We start from the raw sequence: 22153 nt of genomic DNA, 5'->3' as shown, positions 1-22153 counted from the left end.
AATAATATAAAGTGGTAAGTGGTGGTAATTCGTCGCCGGAAAAAGTCTTTGGAAGGGGGCCTGGGGGAGAACCTTTCATCAGGATGGTTTCCCCCCGGCCTCTTCGCCATCCCCCTCCGCCTGAAGGGCCTTGGCGGCCTGGCCCAGCAGGGCCTTGATGGCGGCGAGGGCGTCGGAAGCGGCTTCGTAGTCGGCCTGGCGCAGGTGTGTTTCAAGGCGTCCGGCGGCCTGCCGCGAGGCCTCGGCCCCGACCGCGCCGGCGATGTTTTTGAGCGAATGGGCGGCCAGGGCCGCCTCGTCCCAGTTCTCCTTGTCCAGGCACAGGTCGATCAGGCGCAGCTTGCGCGGATACTGCCGCAGGAAGTCGCGTTGCAGTTCCTGGAGCAGCTCCAGGTCGCCGTCCAGGCGTGAGAGGGCTTGTTGCCTGTCCAGGGCCGGGGGCGCGTCGTCCGTTGGGGGGGGATTGACGTCGGAAGTCGCGGCCTGACGGGAAATCCTGTCCAAGAGGGCGTCCAGGGCATGAAAATCCAACGGCTTGGCGAGGTAATCGTTCATGCCCGCCTCCAGACAGCGTTGTCTGGCGCCGCTTAAAGCGTGGGCGGTCATGGCCACTACCGGCACGTTCCGGTTGACGGGACCGGCTTGGCCCGTCCGCAGCCGGCGGGTCGCCTCCAGGCCGTCCATGCCCGGCATCTCCACATCCATGAGCACCACATCGACCGGGGCGGTTTGAAGGATCGCCAGCGCCTTGTTCCCGTTTTCCGCCACCAGGAAGGCGTGTCCCCGCCTGGACAGGTAGGTGCGCGCCACCTTCACGTTGACCGGGTTGTCCTCCACCAGCAGGATGCGCAGGCTGCGCGGGGCCGCCAGGATAGTCGCCGGGGCCGTTAGGGCGTTCGCCCCGGGTGTGGCGGCCGTTTCGGGCGGCAAGGCCGGGGGAAGGGGCACCACGACGCGAAAGCGGCTGCCCGCGCCGGGCCTGCTTTCGGCGACGATGCAGCCGCCCATGAGCCGCGCCAGTTCGCGGCAGATGGCCAGCCCCAGGCCCGTGCCGCCGTATTGGCGGGTGATGGAGGCGTCGGCCTGGGCGAACATGTCGAAAATGCCTTCGAGCCTTTCGGATTCGATGCCGATGCCCGTGTCCGACACGGTGAAGGCGATGGCCGTTGCGCCGTCCGGTTTGGCTTGCCCCGTGTCCGGTCCGACGATCAGGGATACGCTGCCCTGGTCGGTGAATTTGATGCCGTTGCCGACGAGGTTGAGCAGGATCTGACGCAGGCGCACCGGGTCTCCCGTGACGAAGCGGGGCGTTCGCGGGGCGATGGCCAGGGCCAGGCGCAGCCCCTTGTCTTTCGCCTGGGCGCGCATGGATCGTGTGATTCCGGCCAGGGTGCGGCGCAGGTCGAAGACGTCGCTTGCAAGTTCCAGCTTGCGGGCCTCGATTCTGGAGATGTCGAGGATGTCGTTGATAAGCGCCAGAAGGCTGGCGGCGGATTCGCGGGCGGTTTCCAACGCGTCGCGTTGCTGGTGGGACAGGGGCGTGTCGAGGGTCAGCTCGGTCATGCCGATGACGGCATTGAGCGGCGTGCGGATGTCGTGGCTCATTTTGGCCAGAAAATCGCTTTTGGCCCGGTTGGCCGTTTCCGCCGCCTCCTTGGCGGCACGCAGATCGGCTTCGATGGCCTTGTCCTCGGTGACGTCGCGCACGATGGCGAAATAGCGGCGCGCGTCATCGCCCCGGGACGGATAGCGTTGCAGGCGCAAGGCGGCCGGAAAGACGCTGCCGTCCTTGCGCCGGTACTCTTTTTCGAAAATGCCGGAAAAGCCCTGGGTGTCGACGGCGGTGCGCAGCACCGCCTCTTCGGGCGCCTGCCAGCGCTCCGGCGTGATGTCCAACGTGGTCAGCCCGTTCAGTTCCTCGCGGGAATAGCCGAGCATTTCCCGGAAAGCCGGATTGGACTCCATGATGCGGTTGTCCTTGCCGATCACCACAAAGCCGTCGCGCATGGAGGCGAGCAGTGTCCGGTATTTCGCTTCCGAATCGGAAAGCGCCATCTCGGAATGCCGCAGGGTGGTGATGTCCTGCATCACGCCGATAATGCCGGCCGTAACGCCCGAGGCGTTCTCGAAACTGGATTTGGTCACGAGCTGGTCGTGCCAGGCGCCATCCCTCAGGCGCGCGCGCATTTCGAACTGGATGCTCCGCTGTGGTTCGGTCAGCGCTTCCCGGTCCGTATCTTCGCATTGCCGCGCGATTTCCGGCGCTTGGACCGCCCGGGAGGTCTTGCCCAAAATGGAGGCCAGGGGGTGCACCATGGTTTCGTAGGTCTTGTTGCAGCCGAGATAGCGCCCATCGAGGCTCTTGTAGAATACGGGGGCCGGAATGGCGTCGATGAGTTCCTGGGTGAAGCGGATGCGCTCGCGCAGGCTGGCGGCCATGACGTCCAGGGCCCGGCCCAGTTCCGAAAGTTCGCCGTAGCCCGGTCCGATGTCCAGGCGGCTCGAGAGGTTTCCGCGCGCCATGGCCGTGGCCGTCCGGACAAGCTGCCGGGTGGGCCGCAGCAGGGTGGTGTTGCTGAAGACGAGGGCGGCCAGCAAGGCGAAGGCCAGGGTTACGACGAGAAACCCCAAGTCCCTGAACATGGTCCTTTCGAGGGAGGCGCCGACGCTCCTGACCGGCAGCCCCAGTTGAAGATACAAGGCGTCGCGGCCGTTGGCCATGACCGGGACGATGGCCTCGAAGGAGGCCGCGCCGTCGGGGCCCGGGCCGGTCCGGATCGCTTTTGGCGCGTGCCCGTGCTCGGTCATGATCGTCGCGGCATCGGGCAGTGGACGGCCTATGGGGCGGGAAGCTTCGGGCCAGGCGGCCAGGACATTGCCCTGGCCGTCGAGCAGACAGGCCGTGGCCTCGGGCGGCATGGCCTTGTCGGAAAAGACGCCTGAAAACCAGCTGAGGCGCAGGTTCAGCGTGCATACGCCGATGATTGTGCCGGCCGGGTCGCGTACCGGGCAGGCCAGGGCCAGGCCGGGCAGGCCCGTGCGCTTGCCGGCGGTGAAGCCGCCGATGGCCAATGCCTGGCCGGCCAGTGCCTGGCGCACCCAGGGGCGGTCGCCGTAGTTGATTTCCCGCCCGGTGGGGAGGTTCGAGGCCACGATGGTTCCGCCTGGCGACAGCAGGGAGATGGTGGCGAAATCGGAAAAGAACTCCTTGACCCGGATGAGGAGTCTTTCGGCCGGGATCGGCCGCATGGCGGTGATCTCTGGCAGGGCGGACACGCCTTGGAGGATTTCGCCGGCGTTTTTGAGGACGGAATGCAGGTTGGCCGCGGCGAGTTCCGCGGTGGTCGTAAGGTTCTTCTTGGCCGCTTGGCGCGCCGTGTTGCGTTTCTCCAGCGTCGAGGCGACATGGAGGACGATGGCGGGGAGCAGGGCCAGGAGAACCAGCCAGAAAAGACGCGTGCGCAGACTGTGCATCCGCATCCAGGGCATGGTGATCTCCGGTTGGCAAGTCGGCGCACCGCATAACGGTCAGCCATCTCGGCCGGATTACGAGAGTTCTATGGCAAAAGCAACATAAGCTTCCGGATTCGATCGGCCGTATTGCACCGGGTCAGGCGGCGGGGAGATAGGACCGGCCGAGCTTGAAGCCGCGCCGCTCCAGCGTCTCCGCGATGTATTCGGGCGCGCCCCGGCTCGCCACGTAGGGCACGACGAAACAGCGCTCCGGGGCGGGCGCGTCGCGCATATGCAGCACCGGCCGACCGCCGAGCACCATGCCCACTTTCCGTGGGTCGATGTCGAGCCAGGCCTTGATGACCACGCCATGGGCCAGGAGATGCTCGGCCCGGCGGCGGGTGATGCGCCCGGCCCCGACCACATGGATTTCAGGATGATGGGGGTTGATCCGGGCCAGAAGGCGGGCCAGGTAGCCGGCTTTGATCCGGTGGAAGGCCTCGGGATCGTAGCGGGGATCGGTGCGCGACAGGCGGCCGGGCGGATCGTTCCAGGTCATGAGCGCCTGGGGAATTTTGGCCATGTCCACGCCGGCCTCGAGCCAGCGCAGCCACAGTTCGTAGTCTTCGGGAAAGGCGCCGTCGCGGTAGCCGCCGAAACGGTTCGGCAGCTCGGCCCGAAACATGACCGTGGGATGGGGCAGGGGGGATTCCCGGAAGATGGCCTGCCGGATGGCTTGCGGGGTGCGCACGCTGTTGGCCCACTCGATGTGGGCGAGATAGCCCGCGGCCGCGTCCGGGTCGCCGCCGAAGGCGGCCAGGCAGGAGACCAGACCGATCTCGGGATGCGCGTCGAGATAGCCGGCCTGGAGCTCCAGGCGGCGGGGATGGCAGACGTCGTCGGCGTCCATGCGGGCGATGTAGCGCCCCCGGGCGGCGGCCAAGCCGGTGTTGAGGGCGGCGGCAATGCCGTCATGGGGGCGGTCGAGGACCCTGAGCCGCGCGTCGCGCCCGGCGGCGGCGCGAAGGACCCTCAGGGTTGCCCCGCCGTCGTCGGAGCCGTCATCGACCGCCACCAGCTCGAAATCGGCAAGCGTCTGCGCGGCCAGGCTGGCCAGGGCCCTGGGCAGGGTGTCGGCCGTGTTTCGCACCGGCAGCACCACGGAAATCATGGGGAATTTCTAGCGAGCCCGCGACGCGAGGGCAAGCGCCAACCCGAATCGGTTTGCGATATTCCCGCTCGCCGCCATTGATCTGTCAAATGTCCTTTGCTAGATTTCCCGAATCCTACCGGGGAGACACCGCATTCCATGTCCGACCCGCGTATTTTGTTCGCCTCAGACAACGCCGCCTTGGCCGCCAGTCTCGTTGGTCATTGCAGTGCTGCCTCCGGCCTGCGGGCCATCCGCACCGACAACGCCGCCGCCGCCGCTGCCGCCCTGGCCGAAACGGCCACGCAGGACATCGTGCTGTGTGTTGTGGATATGGCTTTGCCCCAGGCCGAGGTGGAGCGTCTGGCCGCTGCTTCGGCAAACGCCCGCGTCCCCTGGCTGGCCGTGGGCGACCGCTATACGTCCGATTTGCGCAAGCGGGCCGAAACCCTCGACGCCATTGATTACGTGGTGGCCGATGCCGAGGATTGCCAGGCCGTGGCCCGGTTCGCCGAGCGTCTGCTGCGCAACCGGCCCGTGCGCATCCTGGTGGTGGAGGACTCGGGCTTCATGCGGGCCCATCTGCGCCGCCAGCTGCGGCGCTACCAGTTCCGGGTGCATATGGCCGCCACTCCGGGCATGGGCATGCGGATTCTGGAGCAGCGTCCCGACATCATGGCCGTGATCATCGATTACGACATGCCGGATCAAAACGGGGTGGAGCTGACCCGCAGCATCCGGCGGCAGTTCCGCCATCGGGAAATCTGCCTCATCGGCATTTCGGGCAAGGCCCCCCGGTCCATCTCAGCGGAATTCCTCAAGAACGGCGGCGACGATTACCTGCACAAGCCCTTCGAGCGCGAGGAACTCTACAGCCGGGTGCTCCACGGCGTGGTGGCTGTGGAGCGCATACTGGAAATCAAGCGGCTGGAGCGGCTGCGGCGCATGTTCTTGTCCATGCTGGCCCATGACCTCAAAAGCCCGGCCGGCGGCATCGTGGGCGCGGCCAACCTCATCCTGGACGGCATCTGCGGCCAGGTGGGCGGCGAAGTGCGGGAGATGGCCGCCGTCATCAGCCAGGCCGGCCGGCGACTGTGCACGCTCGCTTCCAACATGCAGGACCTCACCCGCCTGGAAACCGGCCGTCTGGAGCCGGTATTGGCCTCCACCTGCCTGGATTCCCTGATCCTGGAGCGGGTTCGTCTGGCCGAGGCCACCGCCTCGGGCAAGGGCATCCGGCTCGAGGTCACGACCCGTCCCTTGCCCCCCATGGAAATCGACGCCGATCTGGTGGCCCGGCTGCTGGACAATGTGCTGTCCAACGCGGTCAAGTTCTCGCCGCTGCGTTCCGTCGTGCGCGTGGAGATGGATGCGGCGTCCCAGGAGGCTGTGGTGCGGGTGCGCGACCAGGGCCCGGGCATCCAGCCGGAGGAGCGCGCCCGGCTGTTCAAACCTTTCGAACGGCTTTCGGCCAAGCCCACGGCCGGAGAGAAAAGCCTGGGCCTGGGATTGGCCATCGCCGAGGGCATCGTCGCCGCCCATGGCGGCCGCATCTGGGTGGAAAGCACGCCTGGGCAGGGCGCGAGCTTCTGCTTCGCCCTGCCCATTGGCAAAGGGGCCGATCAGTCGTCCGTGTGCATCTGCGAATAGACGTATTCCCGCACCGTTTGCACCCACGGCCGGGGCACGCGGCCGATGGCTTCGGCCAGCTTGGCGTTGCTGAGCACCGAATAACGCGGGCGGTAGGCCTTTTGCGGGTATTCCGAGGACGGAATGGACACCACCCGGCACGACAGCCCGGCGGCGGCCACGGCCTCGGCCGCCAGCTCGCACCAACTGCCGTGTCCCGTTCCCACGGCGTGGAAAATCCCCACCGGGTTTTTAAGAGCCAGATCCGCCGACCAGCCGGCCAGATCCACGGTATAGGTGGGTGAGCCGACCTGGTCCCCCACGACCCGCAGTTCCTCACGATCCTTGGCCAGGTTCAACATGGTGGCCACGAAGTTCTTCTTGCCCGGGCCGAACAGCCAGGCCGTGCGCAGAATCTGGTATTGCAGCAGCCCCGACTCCAGGATGGCCTTTTCGCCCGCCAGCTTGCTCGCGCCGTAGACCGAGCGGGGGCCGGTGGCGTCCTCCTCGGTATACGGCGCGTCCGCGTCGCCGCTGAAAACGAAATCGGTGCTGTACTGCACGAGCATGACCTTGGCCGCGCGGCAACATTTGGCCAGCAGGGCGGGCAGGTCCCGGTTGAGGCGGTAGGCCCCGGGAACGTCGTCCTCGGCCGCGTCCACGGCCGTGTAGGCCACGGTGTTGAACAGGTGCGTGGCGCCGAAATCGGCCAGCGCCCGTTCCACGGCCGCCGCGTCGAAGGGATCCAGCTCGCTACGGGTGGTGGGCAGCACGGCAAAACCCGCGTCCGCCAGGGCCTTCGTGAGCGGCCGACCGAGCAGGCCCGTCTTGCCGCCCAGGACAATGGCCCGCCCGGTCTCGCTATTTTCGGTCATGCCCGTCCTCCGTACCATTTGTCCATGAACTGGCGATAGGCGCCGCTTTGCACGCTTTTCAGCCATTCCCCGTTTTGGCGGTACCAGTCCACAGTGGCCGCGATGCCGCGCGTGAAATCGTACTCGGGCGCAAAGCCCAGTTCCCGCGCCGCCTTGGTGAAGTCCATGGCGTAGCGGCGGTCATGGCCGGGGCGGTCGGTGACGAAGCGGATGAGGCTTTCGGGCTTGCCCAGGGCGGCTAGAATGGTCCGCACCACCTCGATGTTGGGCTTTTCCGCGTCGCCGCCGAAGTTGTAGACCTCGCCGGCCCGTCCCTTGATGAGGGCCAGCTCCACGCCCCGGCAATGGTCCGTGACGTAGATCCAGTCGCGCACGTTTTTCCCGTCGCCGTAGACAGGCAGCGGTTCGTCGGCCATGGCCCGGGAGAACATCAGGGGAATGAGCTTTTCCGGAAACTGGAACGGGCCGTAGTTGTTGGAGCAGCGGGTGATCACCGTGTCCATGCCGTAGGTCTCGTGGGCCGCGCGCACCAGCATGTCCGCCCCGGCCTTGCTGGCCGAGTAGGGGCTGTTGGGGGCAAGGGGCGTATCCTCGGAGAATTTCCCGTCCGGGCCGAGCGTGCCGTAGACCTCGTCGGTGGAGACGTGGACGAAACGCTTGATGCCGAAAAGCCGGGCCGCGTCGAGCAGGCTCTGGGTGCCGGCCACGTTGGTGCGGATAAAGGGCGAGGCGTCGGTTATGGAGCGGTCCACGTGGGTTTCGGCCGCGAAGTTGACCACGGCCTCGATCCGGTGCTCCTCGAACAGGTACAGCGCCAGCTCGCTGTTGGCGATGTCGCCCCGGGCAAAGAAATAGCGGGAGCCGCCATGGGCCGCCTCGATGTCGGACAGGCTTTGGCGGTTGCCGGCATAGGTCAGGGCGTCGAGATTGACGATGGTCAGATCGTCATGGCGGTCCAGCATGTCGCGGATGAAGTTGGAGCCGATAAAGCCGCATCCGCCGGTCACGAGCAGTCGCATCGATGTTTTGTCCTTTTATAATAAGGTGTTGTCGTTTCTCGGGCACGTTGCCCGAGGACTTTTTTACCCGATTCTCAAAAAAAGTCTTGCCAAATAGGGGCGGTCAGCATACTTTTTTCGACGGGCGATTAACTCAGCGGTTAGAGTGCCATCTTCACACGGTGGAAGTCCGGGGTTCAAATCCCCGATCGCCCACCACCGAAAGGAAACGAAACGCCTCGCAACGCGAGGCGTTTTTATTTGGGAAAAGGGGTTGCGTTTCACTGGACGCCACGAGCCTTGTACTCCTGGATCTTCCGGTAATCGTCCGCGATCTTGGCCCGATAGTCCTCGATCTCATGGACGTAATACTGCTTGAGGATGCGGATTTCCTCGCGGCGCTTGATCGAAGCCGGGTCGTTGCCCACGACCGTCCGCAGTTCGTTGCCATAGCTGGTCAGGATTTTTTCGTTCTCGGCAATGGCGTTGCGGGCCGTCTCGATGGAACGCATGAGATCGGCCGGCCCCGGCGGGGCCGCCGGACAGACGCCGGCCGCGCCTGTCAGCACGGCAAAAGCAAGCACGAAGGCGCACACGGTCCTCGGCATCTCGATCCCCCCGTCGGCAACGGCGACGTCCCCATATACCCGCAATCCCCCGGCTTGACAAACAATCGCGTCTGGCGTTCCATCCCGAAATTTCTCGACATCCGCCACAACGACAAAGGAAGTTCTTTATGGATATGCAGTGGTTCGTCGAACGTGACGCTTTGGCCGCCCATCTCGGCATCCGACTCCTCGACGCCGAACCCGGCTATGCGAAAGCGGCCATGGATCTGACCGACAACCTTAAAAACGGCGCGGGGATCGCCCACGGCGGAGCCATCTTCTCCCTGGCCGACCTAGCCCTTGCCGTCGCCTCCAACAGCTACGGCAAGCTGTGTCTGGCCGTTTCCGCCACCATCTCCTACATCAAACCCGGCATCGGCAAGACCCTTTACGCCGAAGCCCGCGAAGTCTCTTGCGGCAACAAAATGGCCACCTACGCCATCACCATCACCAACGACGCCGACGAGGCCATCGCCGCCTTCCAGGGCACCGTCTACCGCAAGAACACGCCCTACACCAAGGAGACGGCGTGATCGAAGTCGTTCTCTACGAACCGGAAATACCCCAGAATACCGGCAGCGTCGCCAGACTCTGCGCCGCCGCCAAAACCCCCCTGCACCTCATCAAACCACTGGGGTTCTCCCTCGAAGACCGCTACCTCAAACGAGCCGGCCTCGACTACTGGCCCTACGTCGATCTCACCGTTTGGGACCGCTTTGACGACTACCTGGCCGCAAGGCCCCGCAACCGCCTCGTCGCCACCACCGCCGGCAACCGCGGCCACACCGCCGTCCCCTACCATACCCTGGCCTACACCCCGAACGATTCCCTTATCTTCGGTACCGAAAGCCGGGGATTGCCCGAATCGCTTCTCGACGCCGCTTCCATCCGCCTGCGTATCCCCATCTGGGGCCACGTGCGCAGCCTCAACCTCGCCAACGCGGCCTCGATCGTGCTCTATGAGGCGCTTCGGAGCGTCGGCGAACTGGATGGCAAATAGGGAAGGGAGTAGGCGAAGAAGAAGGAGGGCGGGGCTCCGCCCCGCACCCCCGCCGGGGGACTTGATGTCCCCCGGACCCCCCTTTCCGGGTTGGGTTGGTGAGGTGGGAGTTTGGTTGGGCTGGGTGATGTTGGTTGGTGTTGTTGAGCGGTGGGACGCCGCATGTTCGTTGCCGCAATCGGCCCGGCGGCACGAGGCGCGTAAGCGCCTCGACGCCGGACACGATTGCGGCAACAACCGCGCCAGCGGCGAAGCGCCGCATTTTAAGACAAGCTGTTTCTCTGAATGTCGCCCCTTTGGGGCGACCGGCGTGGTGGAGGCGGAATTTGCTTGGGACGAGCTTGTCGCGGAGCGACATGCACCGTCCCGACAAATTCCGCCTCCATCTTCTCCACTCTCCGCCCTCCCGCCAACCCGCGAAACCTCCGCTCGGCCAGAGCCGAATCGGGGGGACCGGGGGGCCCGTGGCCCCTCGGCGGGGGTGTGGGGGCAGAGCCCCCGCCTCTCCGTCTTCGTCTTCGGCTTCGCCCTCGCTATTGCCGCAACGTGTCGGCCACGTCCTTGGCGAACTTCTCCACGAGTTTGCTTTGGGCGGCGGCGAGGTCGGCGTAGCCCGGGCCTGTGGCGGCTTCCTGGTATTCGACGGAGCGCCAGGCGAGGTTGTTGCCGTCGCCGTCGACCACGGACCAGCTGGCGCGCAGGGTGGCGTTTTGGCCGAGGCTGCCGTCGAAGCGGGCGACCTGGATGACGATCTGCTTATCCGGGTGTCCGCCCACGGGCCAGGGGTAGGTGACGAGGGGCTTGGCGCAGATGAGCGCGCCGAGGTTTTCGGCCAGGGCGCGCTGGAAGTTGTCGCGAAGTGGTTCTGCCCACTGGTCGAATTCGGCCAGGTGCATCTGGTTGGGGCCCAGACGCGTGACGATCTGGGACCGGTCGAGGTAGGCCGGAAAATCCACCGGGCCGATGCCGATGGACTGGCAGGGGCCGTCCGGTGCCGCGACATTTTCCTTGGCGGCGGTGCTTAAGGAAAAGAAGTGGGTGGGCGCGGACTTGCCGCAGCCGGTGAGGAGCGGCAGGCAGCAGGCGGCGGCTGCCACGACGGCGGCGATGGTACGGGGGCGACGTCTCATCTGCGGGGTCCTCCCTTGCCCTGGATCAGGGCTTCGGGGTGGCGTTCGAGGAAATTGGCCAGTTCACGGATGGCCCGGGCGGCTCCGGCGATTTCGGACAGTGACCGGTTGAGGTCCGTGACGGTCGGCGAGTTGGAGTTGATGACTTTCTGGAAGTTGCCGATGGCGGCGCGTCCGTCCTTGAGGGTCGCGTCCAGGGATTTGATCGCGCCGCTGGCCGACGTGCTCAGGCCCTCGCTGCGGCGGTCGAGGTTTTTGGCCAGGTCGGAGTAGTTCTGGAGGGCCTGGTCGAGTTTCTGGGCGAGCGGTCCCACCTTGCTGCGGATTTCGACCAGGATGTCGCCGCCGTTGGTGAGGGCGGTGTCGATCTTGCCGGGGATGGCTTTGACTTCAGGCGAGTTGATGAGCTGTTCGAAGCCGGAAACCGCGCTGATGAGCCGGTTGACCAGTTCCTCGAGGGGCAGGCGCTTGATGGTTTCGGTCAGCTTTTCGAAGGTCGAGGGCACGGTGGGGATTTCGGGCAGCTTGGTGTTGCCGACCAGGCGCACGGGGGTATCGGGCATGAGGTCCAGGGAGACGGCGAGCTGCCCGGTGACGAAGCTTTGGGTGACAAGCTGGGCGCGCAGGCCTTTGTCGATCAGCTGGGTGAGCAGCGTTTCCGATCCTTCGTCGCGCGCCTGGGCCAGATTTTGGAGACCCTTCTGTATGCCCTTGTCGTGGATGATCTTGATCTTGCCGCCCATGATTTCCACCACCACGGGGATGAAGAAGTGGAGCTTGCTGGGGTCGGCCTCGATGCTGATCTCGGTGACCGAGCCGATGGGCACGCCCCTGAAAAGGACCGGCGCGCCGACTTCCAGTCCGCTGACGGAATTGGGGAAGAACATGATGCAGCGGTATTTCTGCGTGAAAAACATGCCCGAGCCCAGGGCCACGATGGCCCCGAGGGCCAGGGCCAGGGCGCCGAGGACGAACAGGCCGATCAGGGGTTTGTTGGCTTTGGCGCTCATGGGGAATGCCTTTTTGTGTTCCGGCCGCCGGACCGCTATTCCTGGCCCCGGGTGAGGAAGTGGCGCAGGTTGGGATCGGTGGTATGGGCCAGGAGTCCCTTGGGGTCACCGCTGGCGCTCATGGTCCGGGTTTCGACGTTTAAGAAGACGGAATTGTTGCCGATGGCGAAAATGCTGGCCAGCTCGTGGGTGACGACCACGAAGGTGGCGCGCAGGCTGTCGCGCAGTTCCAGGATGAGTTCGTCGAGCAGGTGGGCGCTGACCGGGTCGAGGCCGGCCGAGGGCTCGTCGAAAAAGAGGATGTCCGGGTCGAGGGCCATGGCCCTGGCCAGCCCCGCCCGTTTACACATGCCGCCGCTTATTTCCGAGGGATAGAAGTCCTCGAATCCGGCCAGCCCGACCAAGGCGAGCTTCAAGGAAGCCAGCTCGCGGATCTCTTTGGGCTTGAGCCTGGTGTATTGGGAGAGGGGCAGGCTGATGTTCTCGGCGAGCGTCATGGAGCTGAAAAGCGCGCCGGATTGGTAGAGAATGCCGGTGCGGCGCAAGATGGCGTCACGCTCCTCGGACGGGGCGTCCCAGAGGCTGCCTTCGCGGTAGAACACCTTGCCCACGGCCGGTTCCTTGAGCCCGACCAGCACGCGCAGGAGCGTCGATTTGCCGCAGCCACTGCCGCCCATGATGATGAAGATGTCGCCCCTGTTCACCGTGAAATTGAGATCGCGCATGATGACGAAATCGCCGTAGGCCAGGGTCAGGTTTTCGACGCGGATGGCCGGCGTTTCGGCGGCTGTTGGAGCCTTGGCGGCGGTGGTGGCGGTTGCGGTCGCGTCCATGGGGCCTCACACGCCGATGATGTTGCAGGCCACGGTGATGATCGCCGTGGCGATGATGATGGCCAGGATGCTCGTGACCACGGCGGCGGTGGTGGCCTGTCCGACGGCCAGGGCGCTTCGGCCGCAACGCATGCCCCGGTAGCAGCCGGCCATGGCCACCAGCACGCCGAAGACCGTGCTATGGACGAGCCCGATCCAGAAATTCGCCAGGGGCACGGACTGCCAGGTGTGGGTCAGGTACTGGATGGGATTGATCTTGAGCATGAACACCCCGACGATAAAGCCGCCGAGGATGCCCATGATATCGGCGTAGATGCACAAAAGGGGCATCATGAGCACCAGCGCGATCATGCGCGGCAGGACCAGGAACTGGGTCGGCGAGAAGCCGAAGGTGCGCAGGGCGTCGATTTCCTCGTTGACCTGCATGGTGCCCAATTCGGCGGCGTAGGCCGCGCCGGTGCGGCCGGCCATGATGATGCCGGTCATGATCGCGCCCATGACCCGGACCATGGCGATGCCGACGATGGTGGAGACGTAGATCTGGGCTCCGAACTGGGACAGCTGGATGGCTCCGACGAAGGCCAGGATGAGCCCGACGAGGAGGCTTATGAGCGAGACGATGGGCAGCGCCTCGACGCCGGCCTGGTAGATGAGCGCGAAAAGATTCGAACGCTGGAATACGGCCCTGCCGCCGGCCAGGGCCAGGCAGGCCAGGGTGACGTCGCCGACGAAGTCCAGCAGGTTGTGCACGCCCTGCCATGCGCCGAAGGCCATGTCGGCCACGCGCGTGAGAAACGGGGTGCTGGCCTCTTTGCGGGCCGCGCCCTGCCGTTCGGGCACTTTTTCGGCCAGTTCCAGCAGGCTTTTCGCGCCAGCCGGCAAACCGGACAAATCGGGTGTCACGCCATGGGCTTTGGCCAGGGCCAGAATGGCGCGACATTGAGTCAGAAAGCGGCTGTCCCAGTCGGTGACCTTGGCGCTTTCGAAAGCCAGCGTCTTGGGAGCGGGGGATTTGCCCAGGGCCGCCCGGATCGGGGACAGATCCGGGGAGGGCCTGTCGATGCGCCATGTTCCGGAGAAGGTCAGGGTGAGCACGCCGTCAGACTCGGCCATGGCGCAGGCCGGAGCATCGGGGAGAGAGCGGGATTGGGGAGAATGTATCATGACAGGCGCGCCGTATATGGGCCTCTGTTTCCTGGCCCGGTCTAAATCCAATGGAAACAGGGAACTGTCAAGCGACAACGTGGTGTCGGACGCATCGCGTTCGGTTCCGATGGCTTTTGGAAACCCCGGTGAAACGGCGCGCCGCCTTGCTCCGGCGGCGCGCTGTGAACCCTACGCAAGGAGTTTTACGGGCGTTATTTTTGTGCGGGATACTGGCGCAGGCATTCCTGGTCGCACAGGTCGCTGCCGCGATCGAGCATATACCCGCAATCCTGCATATCATAGCCCTGGAAGTAGAGGTGGTTGTAAACCTGGTTGCAGGCCGTGCGGCAGGCCCCGGCCGTGGCGTACTTTTGCGAAATGACATTGTCGAACTGCTGGCAGATGTTCATGTCGGAACCGCAGGGATCCGGGCCGGGGGGCGTGATGCAGTTGCCGTAGAACATGGAAGGCGAGGCGGGTTTGAGCGGGGCGCAGCCGGCAGCGAGTCCCAGCAAAGCCGTTGCGGCCAGGAACACGAAGAGAATACGGCGTGACATGGCTTCCTCCGTTGATGATGGGTGCGGGATATCTGAAGACGACATGATAAGCCTAGCATGGTCCGGCGGCAAAAAGCCAGCCCGACGTTGCATTGCCCGCGAATTCTAGCGACCGGTCAACAGACGGAAGATGGTGGGACCGTAAAGCATCTGCACCATGGCCCCGAAACAGAGAAACGGCCCGAAAGGAATGGGCATGGATCTTTCCCGGCCTCGGCCCAGGATGAAAAACGGACTGGCCGCAAGCGCCGCCACGGAACCGATGAGCACCGCGTAAGGCAGCCCGAGCACGCCGACCACGCCGCCGATGGAAAGCATGAGTTTGACGTCGCCCCCGCCGAGACCGTCCACGCCCTTGGCCAGCCGGTAGCCGGCGGCAAGGAGCCAGAAGACGCCAAATCCCGCCGCCGCGCCGATAAGCGCCGGCCAGAGCCCGATGCCGGGATGCAGGATGCCCATGGCGATGCCGAGGACGGCCGCCGGGTAGGTCAGGACGTCCGGCAGCAGGTAGACTTGCAAATCGATGCCCGAGGCCACGATGTACAGCCCGCCCAGGGCCAGGCAGCCGAGAAACCACCAGCCGGGACCGAAGGCCAGAGCCGCAAGGATGGCCCAGACCGCCGAGGCCAGTTCGATCAGCGGATAGAGGGGGGAAATGCGTTCCCCGCAGGAGGCGCAGCGCCCCCGCAGCAACAGGTAGCTGACAAGGGGCAACAATTCCCACCAGCGCAGCCTGTGGCCGCAGCGCGGACAGTGCGACGGCGGCCGGACAATGGATGTGCCGGCGATGCCCCGCGACACGCACACCGAATAAAAGCTGCCGAGCACAAGGCCCAGCACCCCGGCGGCTGTGGGGAAGAGGTAAGGGAAAAAAAGCATAGGCATGAAGGTGCGAGAGGGGAAACCCTTTAAAAAGTGCAGTAGCCCCTCTTGCGCTCTCCCCTTCCTAAATTTTTTATCGTTACACGTGTCGGACGGATAACATCATGCTATTATTAAAAGTCTTTGGAAAGGGGGCCTGGGGGGAAACTTTTCTTCAGAAAAGTTTCCCCCCAGTTTTTTTGTCTTGCCCGCCCGCCCGCGTCAAGGCGGCTATTGGAAAAGCTTTTCCACGGCCGGGTCGGCGGGATATCGCTCGTCCAGGGAGATGACCGAGGTCTTGTAGGTCTGGCCGGGTTTCCAGGCGAAGTCCGGGGCGCCGGGCAGGGCGAACAGATCCAGGCGGTTGATGGTCTTGCCCTTGATGTAGGTCCGGGCCCACAGGGTCTTGCCGTCGGCCGAGGGTTGCCCGGCGTTGCCGGCGTTGGGGCCGCTGCCGAGCAGGATGTCCAGGACCCCGGGATGGGCCTCAAGAAAGGCTTTTTCGTCGCCCATGCCCAGGCCGCTTATGCCGATGACGAGCCGGGCCTTACCCCGAAGCGCCTTGGCCGCCTGGGCCACGGCGTCGCCGAGGGCGGCCGGGGCCGGTTTCTTCGGGTCGGGCGAGGGCGGGAAAAAGACGATGCCGACCGTGTCCCCGCCAAGGGGCACCAGCTTGGTTTGGGGCGCGGTGCCAAGGACGGTGAAGGCGGCGGGCAGAGGCGCTCCGGCCTCTTTGAGAAAAGCCGCTTCTTCCGGGGTAAGCGCTCCGGCGTCGTAGCCCATCATATCCAGGGCCTTGACCATGCCGGGCATCTTTCGCGGATCGGGTTTGGCTTCCAGGGCGTAGTCGGGAAGCACTTCGAAGGGGCATGCCAGAAGCAACAGCCGGTCATGGAGCGACGGGGCGTTGCGCAGGGTCTTGATGAAGGCGGCCCGCCGGGCCAGCCCGCCGATGAGCCTGCCGCCTCAGGAGGGGCACGGCGCGACGTTGCCGTAGGTATTGCCGGTAAAAAGGATGGTGAGCACGGGATCGGCCGCCCGCGCGGACGGGACGGCGAGGGCACAAAGCAGGAGCATGGCGGCCGGGAGGGCGCGCAATATTTTTTGCAGCACGGGAAAAAAACCTTTTGAGACGGTGTGCGGGCAGTCGGATCAGAACAACTTTTCGATGGCCTCGTCCTGGGGAAAGGCCGCATCCAGGGGCTGGACCTTGGCCATGAAGTTGTCGCCGACCTTCCAGGTGAAGCCGGACGCGCCGGGCAGCGCGAAGAGGTCCAGGCGGTTGATGGTCTTGCCTTTGATGTAGGCCCGGGTCCACAGCGTCTTGCCGTTTTTCGAGGTCCGGGAGGGAAAGCCCGAGCCGCCGCCGCTGCCGAGCAGCACGTCCACCGCGCCCACGCGGGTATTGATGAACGCCTCCTCGTCGATGGCCCCCCAGGGGCTGATGCCGACGACCAGGGCGGTCTTGCCGCGCAGGCCGGATGCGGCCTTGGCCACGGCGTCCATCAGCTTGTCCGGCACAGGGGCGCTCACGTCGGCGGGCATGGGGAAAAAGACCAGTCCCACGGCCTTGCCGCCGATGGTCATGATCCGCGTGGTCGGTTCCTGGCCGAGGATGACGGCATCCTTGGGCACGGCGGCCTTGTGTTCGGTGAGGACCTTTACTTCGGCCGGAGTCACGGCCAGGACGTCATAGCCCAGGCGTTCATGGGCCTTGGCCACGGCCGGGAGCTTTTCGGGCTCGGGCGGCGCGGCCGAGACTTCGGGCAGAAATTCCCAGGCTCCGGCCACGACCAGGGTCTTGCCGGCCGTGGGCGGCTGGGTGCGCAGGTTGCGGATATAGGTCGCGCGCCGGGCCAGGCCGCCGAGTTTTTCGGGGCCGCAGGTGGGGCAGGGATCGTAGTAGCCGTAGGTATTGCCGGAAAACAGGATGGTCAGCACGGGATCGGCGGCGAAAGCCGGCCGGATCGCCAGGACCATGAAGCCCAGACCCAGGAGAAAAACGCGCAATGCTCGCATGGGACGCCTATTTATTCAGATATTCCTTGAGTTCCTTGCCGGGGCGGAAAAAGGGGAGCTTTTTCGGAGCCACGGTGACCACGTCGCCGGATTTGGGGTTGCGGCCGGTGTAGCCTTTGTAGCCCTTGATCTTGAAGCTGCCAAACCCGCGGATTTCCACGCGGTCTTCGTTGATCAGCGCCTGCTTGACGGAATCGACGAAGGCATTGACGATGTCCGCCGCCTCATCGATGTGGAGGTCCTTGGTTTCGGCCAGGGTTTTGATGAGTTCGCTTTTGTTCATCGCGGTGTCCTCGCGCTGTTGACGGTTGGCCGGGCACCGCCGGAAGCTGGCGGTCGAGCAATCGTCCATCTATTTCATACCATTGCCGAAAAATAGCGACGTTCGTCAAGGCCTACTTCGGCGGCCGGGGAAGTTTTCCCAGCACCGGCAGGGTTTGCAGCGCCTCCTCCCGAGCCTGTCGAATACGGTGCAGCTTGACGGCTCCTGCCAAAATATCCTGTGCCGCCGGACACTTGGGAGCGTGGCGCAACAGCGGGATCTGACGGCGCACGGCGTCCGGCAGGGTCGGGTCGGCGCGGACGCCGCCGAGCAGTTCCGGCGTAAATCCCAGAAAATGCTGGCATGCCGAAGCCAGACGGTTGTAGGTGGCCTTGGTGTCGGCGGCGCCGCTCACCTGGTTGACCAGCACATGGAAGTCGGAAATCCCGTATTGGGAATGGAGCACCTTGATGACCGCGTAGGAGTCGGTCAGGGATGTCGGTTCGGGCGTGACCACCAGCACGTGGAGATGGCTCATGGCGGCCACGGACAGGACGGTCTGGGAGATGCCGGCTCCGAGGTCGAGCATGAGGTAATCGTAGTTGCTGAACGCATTGTTGAGCTTGTGGAAAAGGATTTCGCGCATGTCGTCGTCCATTTCCAGCAGTTCGGGCACGCCGCTGGCCGCCGGCAGAAAGTCGAAGCCGCCTTCCTCCACGGACAGCATGACCTCCTCGGCATTGACTTCGGGCCGGAAGAGGTCTTGCAGGTTTTTTTCCGGCGACAGGCCGAGCAGCACGTCCACATTGGCCAGCCCCACATCGAAGTCCATGAGCAGCACCTTGTGACCGGCGCGAAACAGGGCATAGCTCAGGTTGAGGGCGAGATTGGTTTTTCCCACGCCTCCCTTGCCGCTGAGAATCGCCACGGACAGGGAGCTCCTGGGATTTATGGCTTGGGACATATGCCGTCTTATCCTTTGGTTAATCCGGTGAAAAGAAAGCGTTTTTCGTCCGCGCGCACAAGCGTTTTCTCCGGTGGTCCGGTCAAGTCGGCAATGGGCGCGGCCATGACCCGGTCCTTGCCCGCGGTCTTGGCCTGGTACAGGGCCGTGTCGGCCAGGGCGTAGAGCTTTTCCCGGGTCGTGGGGATTTTGCCTTTGGTGATGGCCAGTCCGGCGGAGATGGTGATATGAAGCGGCGTGGACACCCCGTCGCAGAGAATCGTCATGGACCGGACCGCGGCCAGGACGCGGCTGACGACCATTTCCGCCCGCACCAGTCCCACGCTCGGCAAAATCAGGGCGAACTCCTCGCCGCCGATGCGGGCGGCATAGTCGTAGGCGCGCTTCTCGGCCAAGAGCATGGCCCCGAGATCCTCGAGCACCTTGTCGCCGCAGGGATGGCCGTAGGTGTCGTTGACCGCCTTGAAATCGTCGACGTCGAGCAGCACCAGGGCCAGGGACTGGCCGGCCCGGTAGGCCCGGACGAGTTCGGCGGACAGGATGCGCTCGAAAGCCCCCCGGTTGTACAGCTTGGTCAGGGGATCGTGCTCGGAGAGAAAAACCAGATCGTTGAGCGTTTCCTGGATGCGCGCGAGAAAGGGCAGGGGGTCGGCGTGCAGGGGCAGGGCCAGCCAGTCCCGGAAATCCCGTTGATGGCTGATGGCTTCCCAGTCGACCAGACGCAGGCCCGAGCACAGGCGCATGATGATCATGCCCTCTTCGCCGGACTGTGAGGAGGGATTATCCAGGTCGGCCAGCATGCTGCGCAGCGTGTCCAGCTCCGCAAGCAGCGCCTCTCGGGTGGCGGACGGCAGATGGCCGTTTTCAGGATTCATTGCCGGCCCGCAGCAGATAGCCGCGTATGAACTTGTCCAGATCGCCGTCGAGCACCGCCTCGACGTCGCCCGCGTCCACGCCTGTACGGTGGTCCTTGACCAGTCTGTAGGGCTGCATGGTGTAGGTCCTTATTTGCGAGCCGAAGCCGATGGCGTTTTTCGACTCGTAGCTTTCCTGCTTTTCGGCCTGGAGTTTTTTGAGCTCCAGGTCGTAGAGCCGGGCCTTGAGGACTTTCATGGCCGTTTCGCGGTTGCGGTGCTGCGACTTTTCGTTTTGGCACTGCACCACGATGCCTGTGGGCAGGTGGGTGATGCGGATGGCCGAGGAAGTTTTGTTGACGTGCTGTCCGCCCGGGCCCGAGGCCCGAAACACGTCGATGCGCAGGTCGTCTTCCTTGATGTCGATGTCGATGTCCACGCCCGCGTCGGGATAGACGTCCACCGAGGCGAACGAGGTGTGGCGACGGCCGGAGGAGTCGAAGGGCGAGATGCGGATGAGCCGGTGGATGCCCTTTTCGGCGGCCAGCATGCCGTAGGCGTAGGGGCCGGAGAACTGGAGGGTGACGCTTTTGAGGCCGGCCTCGTCGCCGGGGAGGTAGTCGAGGATCTTGACGCCGAATTCTTTGCGTTCGGCCCAGCGGCGGTACATGCGAAGGAGCATCTCGGCCCAGTCCTGGGCCTCGGTGCCGCCGGCCCCTGGGTGGATTTCCAGGATGGCGTCGACGTTGTCCTCGGACCGGAAAAAAGCGGCCAGCTCGGCGTCGGCCAGTTCGCCGTCAAGCGTGGCGATCTGTTCGGCCAGGGCGTCGAGAACCTCGGGGCTGCCGTCGTCTTTGGCCAGCGAAAGCCACTCGTCGAGGTCGGTCCTGGCGGCCAGCAGCTTTTCGCCGTCTTCGATGCGCGAGGTCAACATGCTTTTTTCCCGCAACACGGGGGTCAGAAGCTCGGGGGCGTCCCAGGCTCCGGGTTTGGCCAGTTCGGCTTCGATGGCCGCCAGACGGGATTTCGTCTGTTCCAGGTCAAAGACGCCTCCAGAATTCGTCGAATTTTTCGAGAAGCTCCGTGCTCGTCGTGCGCAGTTCCGAATATTGCAGCATGAAAGGGTGGCTCGCTTACAGGCTTGTGCCGCGGGGAGAAACGGCATCGCGGCGTTTGGGGGAAACAAGGGCGACCAGACACAGCGCCAGGAAAGCTCCCGGCACGGCAAAAGTCAATAACTTGAAATGGCGGTGGAACCAGGTCGTTTCCGACACGATGGGCACCTCCGGGCACGGCAGGGTCAACGTGGTGAAAAGTCCGCCCTGGGCCATGATGCGTCCCCGGGGGTCGATCACGGCGGAAATGCCCGAGTTGGTGCCCCGGATGATGGCCCGTCCCTGTTCCACGGCGCGAAGCAGGGCCACGTCGAGATGTTGGCGCGGCGCGGCGGAATCGCCAAACCAGGAGTCGTTGGAGATGTTGACCAGGATGTTGGCCCCGGCCGTGACCCGCTGTTGCGCCAGTTCCGGAAAGATTGCTTCATAGCAGATGAGCATGCCCAGGGCAAGGTTGCCCTCGCCGAGGGGCTTCTCGGCGTGCCCGGGACGGAAGTCGCCCACGCCCTCGACCAGCTTGTGGATGAAGGGGAGGTATTTTCCAAACGGCACGTACTCGCCGAAGGGGACGAGGTGCTCCTTGTCGTAGTAGCTTTCGCTTCCCGACGGCATGAGCAGGTAGGCCCGGTTGAAAAGCACCGGCCCCTCGGGGCGGCGCTCGTAGGCCGGCGCGCCGAAGACGATCGGCACCTTGGACGCGGCCGCGAAATCGGCCAGCATGGCGGAAAGCGGCCCGTGGTCCTGGTAATAAAACGGCATGGTCGTTTCCGGCCAGACGAGCAGGTCGGTGGGCGCGTCCTTGATGGCCTGACGCGACAGGGCGATATACTTCTCCACCGTGTCGCGCTGGGATTCGGGGTCCCATTTGCGGCTTTGGTCCACGTTGCCCTGGACGATGGTGGCATGGATGGCCCCGTCCTTGGCGACGGGAGCGTCGAGGCGGCTGTTGCCCAGGAAAAAAAGCCCCACGAAGGCCAGCACGGCGACAAGCCCTTGGCGGGAGATGGGGCCGCACACGGCGATCCAGCCGGCCAGTCCGGCGAGCAGGCCGGAGAGGCCGTAGGCGCCGAGAAAGGCCGCGCCCTGGATGGTCGCCGGCCAGGGGGAAAGCGCGCCGGCCAGGACGAGCCAGGGAAAGCCGGTCAGAAGGGTCCCCCGGGCCATTTCCATGCAGGCCCAGGCGAGGGCGTAAAACGGTCCGAACAGCCACGGCGAAAGCCGGGCCGCGCCAAAGCGGGTCAGGCCGGCCAAAAACATGGTGTAAAGCCCGAGCACCATGCCGACCAGCACCGGCACGGGCAGGGCCAAGGGCCAGGCCAGGCCGCCGTAGTCATGGATGGGCAGCGCCGTCCAGTACAGGCTGCCGCAGGCGGCAAGCGCCCCGATCAACCAGCCGGCCTTGAGCGCGGACTTGAGCGATGGGGCCCTTACGGCGGCTACGGCCAGTCCGGCCGGCAACAGCAGGACCAGGGCGGGCAGGCGGTAGACGGGATTGGCGAAACCCAGCCAGGCGCCGATCACGGCCAATATGCAAGCTGTCGTCACGATGCTTCTTTGTGGACGCCACGGGTTGAGGAGATGCCGAAGGGATTTTTCACGGGGGACAATGCGTCGCGTTTCTTAGAAAATACGCCCGTAGTTTTGAAGAAGAATACGGGTGGGGAAAGATGTCGCCATTGTAATCGGGAT

21 protein-coding genes and 1 tRNA gene are annotated in these 22153 nt (G+C 64.8%); 4 read left to right on the top strand and 18 right to left on the bottom strand.

The genetic code is table 11. The features are described from left to right. Positions 1 to 78 precede the first annotated feature (78 nt). Together DESFRDRAFT_RS09705 and DESFRDRAFT_RS09700 are read right to left on the bottom strand one after the other, a co-directional pair. Entirely contained in the window at positions 79 to 3489 is a 3411-nt protein-coding gene (locus DESFRDRAFT_RS09705) for a PAS domain S-box protein (RefSeq protein WP_005993442.1), read from the bottom strand. Positions 3490 to 3610: 121 nt separating this feature from the next. Further along, a complete protein-coding gene (locus DESFRDRAFT_RS09700) occupies positions 3611 to 4624 on the bottom strand; it encodes a glycosyltransferase (protein WP_005993440.1) in 1014 nt (337 codons plus the stop codon). Between the two features lie 138 nt (positions 4625 to 4762). On the opposite strand from DESFRDRAFT_RS09700, the gene DESFRDRAFT_RS09695 reads away from it, so the two are divergent. After that, positions 4763 to 6253 (top strand): hybrid sensor histidine kinase/response regulator, encoded by a 1491-nt coding sequence (locus DESFRDRAFT_RS09695; protein ID WP_005993439.1) that lies wholly within the window; start codon positions 4763 to 4765, stop codon positions 6251 to 6253. Here DESFRDRAFT_RS09695 and rfbD read toward each other — a convergent pair. Then, on the bottom strand, positions 6226 to 7107 hold the full coding sequence (rfbD, locus tag DESFRDRAFT_RS09690; protein WP_005993438.1) for a dTDP-4-dehydrorhamnose reductase: 882 nt from the start codon (positions 7105 to 7107) through the stop codon (positions 6226 to 6228). The two genes, DESFRDRAFT_RS09695 and rfbD, sit on opposite strands and share 28 nt — an antisense overlap. Beyond that, positions 7104 to 8126, bottom strand: a complete 1023-nt coding sequence (gene rfbB, locus DESFRDRAFT_RS09685) for a dTDP-glucose 4,6-dehydratase (protein WP_005993437.1) — start codon at positions 8124 to 8126, stop codon at positions 7104 to 7106. Before rfbB ends, rfbD begins: the two co-directional genes overlap by 4 nt. A gap of 122 nt (positions 8127 to 8248) precedes the next feature. Here rfbB and DESFRDRAFT_RS09680 point away from each other — a divergent pair. Continuing rightward, positions 8249 to 8324, top strand: a tRNA-Val gene (locus DESFRDRAFT_RS09680). 62 nt (positions 8325 to 8386) lie between these two features. Here the strand turns inward: DESFRDRAFT_RS09680 and DESFRDRAFT_RS09675 are convergent. Continuing rightward, positions 8387 to 8713 (bottom strand): hypothetical protein, encoded by a 327-nt coding sequence (locus DESFRDRAFT_RS09675; RefSeq protein ID WP_005993436.1) that lies wholly within the window; start codon positions 8711 to 8713, stop codon positions 8387 to 8389. A 128-nt stretch (positions 8714 to 8841) separates the two neighbouring features. On the opposite strand from DESFRDRAFT_RS09675, the gene DESFRDRAFT_RS09670 reads away from it, so the two are divergent. Then, a complete protein-coding gene (locus tag DESFRDRAFT_RS09670; protein WP_005993435.1) occupies positions 8842 to 9246 on the top strand; it encodes a PaaI family thioesterase in 405 nt (134 codons plus the stop codon). Beyond that, positions 9243 to 9713 carry a tRNA (cytidine(34)-2'-O)-methyltransferase gene (locus DESFRDRAFT_RS09665; RefSeq protein ID WP_005993434.1) on the top strand — a complete coding sequence of 157 codons (471 nt, stop codon included), beginning with the start codon at positions 9243 to 9245 and terminating at the stop codon, positions 9711 to 9713. The genes DESFRDRAFT_RS09670 and DESFRDRAFT_RS09665 overlap by 4 nt, the downstream gene beginning before the upstream one ends. Before the next feature lie 533 nt (positions 9714 to 10246). Here DESFRDRAFT_RS09665 and DESFRDRAFT_RS09660 read toward each other — a convergent pair. The 13 genes from DESFRDRAFT_RS09660 to lnt form a co-directional block, all read right to left on the bottom strand. Beyond that, complete coding sequence (locus tag DESFRDRAFT_RS09660) at positions 10247 to 10843, bottom strand: PqiC family protein (RefSeq protein ID WP_005993433.1); 597 nt, start codon at positions 10841 to 10843, stop codon at positions 10247 to 10249. Next, positions 10840 to 11853, bottom strand: coding sequence for an MlaD family protein (locus DESFRDRAFT_RS09655; protein ID WP_005993432.1), 1014 nt, complete (start codon positions 11851 to 11853; stop codon positions 10840 to 10842). Before DESFRDRAFT_RS09655 ends, DESFRDRAFT_RS09660 begins: the two co-directional genes overlap by 4 nt. 35 nt (positions 11854 to 11888) lie before the next feature. After that, entirely contained in the window at positions 11889 to 12686 is a 798-nt protein-coding gene (locus DESFRDRAFT_RS09650) for an ABC transporter ATP-binding protein (RefSeq protein ID WP_005993430.1), read from the bottom strand. Positions 12687 to 12692: 6 nt separating this feature from the next. Further along, a complete protein-coding gene (locus tag DESFRDRAFT_RS09645) occupies positions 12693 to 13799 on the bottom strand; it encodes an MlaE family ABC transporter permease (RefSeq protein ID WP_005993428.1) in 1107 nt (368 codons plus the stop codon). Positions 13800 to 14044: 245 nt separating this feature from the next. Then, complete coding sequence (locus DESFRDRAFT_RS22685; RefSeq protein ID WP_005993426.1) at positions 14045 to 14389, bottom strand: hypothetical protein; 345 nt, start codon at positions 14387 to 14389, stop codon at positions 14045 to 14047. Between the two features lie 105 nt (positions 14390 to 14494). Next, a complete protein-coding gene (locus DESFRDRAFT_RS09635) occupies positions 14495 to 15268 on the bottom strand; it encodes a prepilin peptidase (RefSeq protein ID WP_005993424.1) in 774 nt (257 codons plus the stop codon). Between the two features lie 213 nt (positions 15269 to 15481). After that, the gene (locus DESFRDRAFT_RS09630; protein ID WP_456242866.1) at positions 15482 to 16327 is read right to left on the bottom strand and encodes a UshA-like (seleno)protein family 2; all 846 of its coding nucleotides are present in this window, start codon (positions 16325 to 16327) and stop codon (positions 15482 to 15484) included. A gap of 75 nt (positions 16328 to 16402) precedes the next feature. Beyond that, complete coding sequence (locus DESFRDRAFT_RS09625; RefSeq protein ID WP_005993418.1) at positions 16403 to 17269, bottom strand: UshA-like (seleno)protein family 2; 867 nt, start codon at positions 17267 to 17269, stop codon at positions 16403 to 16405. Positions 17270 to 17276: 7 nt separating this feature from the next. Continuing rightward, positions 17277 to 17552, bottom strand: coding sequence for an HU family DNA-binding protein (locus DESFRDRAFT_RS09620; protein ID WP_005993416.1), 276 nt, complete (start codon positions 17550 to 17552; stop codon positions 17277 to 17279). A gap of 112 nt (positions 17553 to 17664) precedes the next feature. Beyond that, the gene (locus DESFRDRAFT_RS09615; protein ID WP_043794405.1) at positions 17665 to 18495 is read right to left on the bottom strand and encodes a MinD/ParA family protein; all 831 of its coding nucleotides are present in this window, start codon (positions 18493 to 18495) and stop codon (positions 17665 to 17667) included. Between the two features lie 8 nt (positions 18496 to 18503). Next, positions 18504 to 19370, bottom strand: coding sequence for a GGDEF domain-containing protein (locus DESFRDRAFT_RS09610; RefSeq protein WP_005993410.1), 867 nt, complete (start codon positions 19368 to 19370; stop codon positions 18504 to 18506). After that, positions 19360 to 20467 (bottom strand): peptide chain release factor 2 gene (gene prfB, locus DESFRDRAFT_RS09605; protein WP_199533115.1). Its coding sequence is split into 2 segments (ribosomal slippage): positions 19360 to 20391 and positions 20393 to 20467, totalling 1107 coding nucleotides; the frame shifts between segments, so codons are not numbered across the junction. Before prfB ends, DESFRDRAFT_RS09610 begins: the two co-directional genes overlap by 11 nt. Positions 20468 to 20482: 15 nt before the next feature. Next, a complete protein-coding gene (lnt, locus tag DESFRDRAFT_RS09600; protein ID WP_043794403.1) occupies positions 20483 to 22009 on the bottom strand; it encodes an apolipoprotein N-acyltransferase in 1527 nt (508 codons plus the stop codon). Between the last annotated feature and the right edge of the window lie 144 nt (positions 22010 to 22153).

The organism is Solidesulfovibrio fructosivorans JJ] (genome assembly GCF_000179555.1).
In the GTDB taxonomy this organism is placed as follows: domain Bacteria; phylum Desulfobacterota; class Desulfovibrionia; order Desulfovibrionales; family Desulfovibrionaceae; genus Solidesulfovibrio; species Solidesulfovibrio fructosivorans.
The sequence above is the reverse complement of the archived record's forward strand: the minus strand, read 5'-3'. Positions and strand labels throughout refer to the sequence as shown.

What these genes read in the sequence shown, in the direction of transcription:
- DESFRDRAFT_RS09660 (WP_005993433.1), bottom strand. Translation starts at nt 10,843, where the DNA reads ATGAGACGTCGCCCCCGTACCATCGCCGCCGTCGTGGCAGCCGCCGCC.
- DESFRDRAFT_RS09655 (WP_005993432.1), bottom strand. Translation starts at nt 11,853, where the DNA reads ATGAGCGCCAAAGCCAACAAACCCCTGATCGGCCTGTTCGTCCTCGGC.
- DESFRDRAFT_RS09625 (WP_005993418.1), bottom strand. Translation starts at nt 17,269, where the DNA reads ATGCGAGCATTGCGCGTTTTTCTCCTGGGTCTGGGCTTCATGGTCCTG.
- DESFRDRAFT_RS09615 (WP_043794405.1), bottom strand. Translation starts at nt 18,495, where the DNA reads ATGTCCCAAGCCATAAATCCCAGGAGCTCCCTGTCCGTGGCGATTCTC.
- DESFRDRAFT_RS09705 (WP_005993442.1), bottom strand. Translation starts at nt 3,489, where the DNA reads ATGCCCTGGATGCGGATGCACAGTCTGCGCACGCGTCTTTTCTGGCTG.
- DESFRDRAFT_RS09635 (WP_005993424.1), bottom strand. Translation starts at nt 15,268, where the DNA reads ATGCTTTTTTTCCCTTACCTCTTCCCCACAGCCGCCGGGGTGCTGGGC.
- DESFRDRAFT_RS09610 (WP_005993410.1), bottom strand. Translation starts at nt 19,370, where the DNA reads ATGAATCCTGAAAACGGCCATCTGCCGTCCGCCACCCGAGAGGCGCTG.
- DESFRDRAFT_RS09620 (WP_005993416.1), bottom strand. Translation starts at nt 17,552, where the DNA reads ATGAACAAAAGCGAACTCATCAAAACCCTGGCCGAAACCAAGGACCTC.
- DESFRDRAFT_RS09650 (WP_005993430.1), bottom strand. Translation starts at nt 12,686, where the DNA reads ATGGACGCGACCGCAACCGCCACCACCGCCGCCAAGGCTCCAACAGCC.
- DESFRDRAFT_RS09645 (WP_005993428.1), bottom strand. Translation starts at nt 13,799, where the DNA reads ATGGCCGAGTCTGACGGCGTGCTCACCCTGACCTTCTCCGGAACATGG.
- DESFRDRAFT_RS22685 (WP_005993426.1), bottom strand. Translation starts at nt 14,389, where the DNA reads ATGTCACGCCGTATTCTCTTCGTGTTCCTGGCCGCAACGGCTTTGCTG.
- DESFRDRAFT_RS09695 (WP_005993439.1), top strand. Translation starts at nt 4,763, where the DNA reads ATGTCCGACCCGCGTATTTTGTTCGCCTCAGACAACGCCGCCTTGGCC.
- DESFRDRAFT_RS09675 (WP_005993436.1), bottom strand. Translation starts at nt 8,713, where the DNA reads ATGCCGAGGACCGTGTGCGCCTTCGTGCTTGCTTTTGCCGTGCTGACA.
- DESFRDRAFT_RS09700 (WP_005993440.1), bottom strand. Translation starts at nt 4,624, where the DNA reads ATGATTTCCGTGGTGCTGCCGGTGCGAAACACGGCCGACACCCTGCCC.
- DESFRDRAFT_RS09670 (WP_005993435.1), top strand. Translation starts at nt 8,842, where the DNA reads ATGGATATGCAGTGGTTCGTCGAACGTGACGCTTTGGCCGCCCATCTC.
- rfbD (WP_005993438.1), bottom strand. Translation starts at nt 7,107, where the DNA reads ATGACCGAAAATAGCGAGACCGGGCGGGCCATTGTCCTGGGCGGCAAG.
- rfbB (WP_005993437.1), bottom strand. Translation starts at nt 8,126, where the DNA reads ATGCGACTGCTCGTGACCGGCGGATGCGGCTTTATCGGCTCCAACTTC.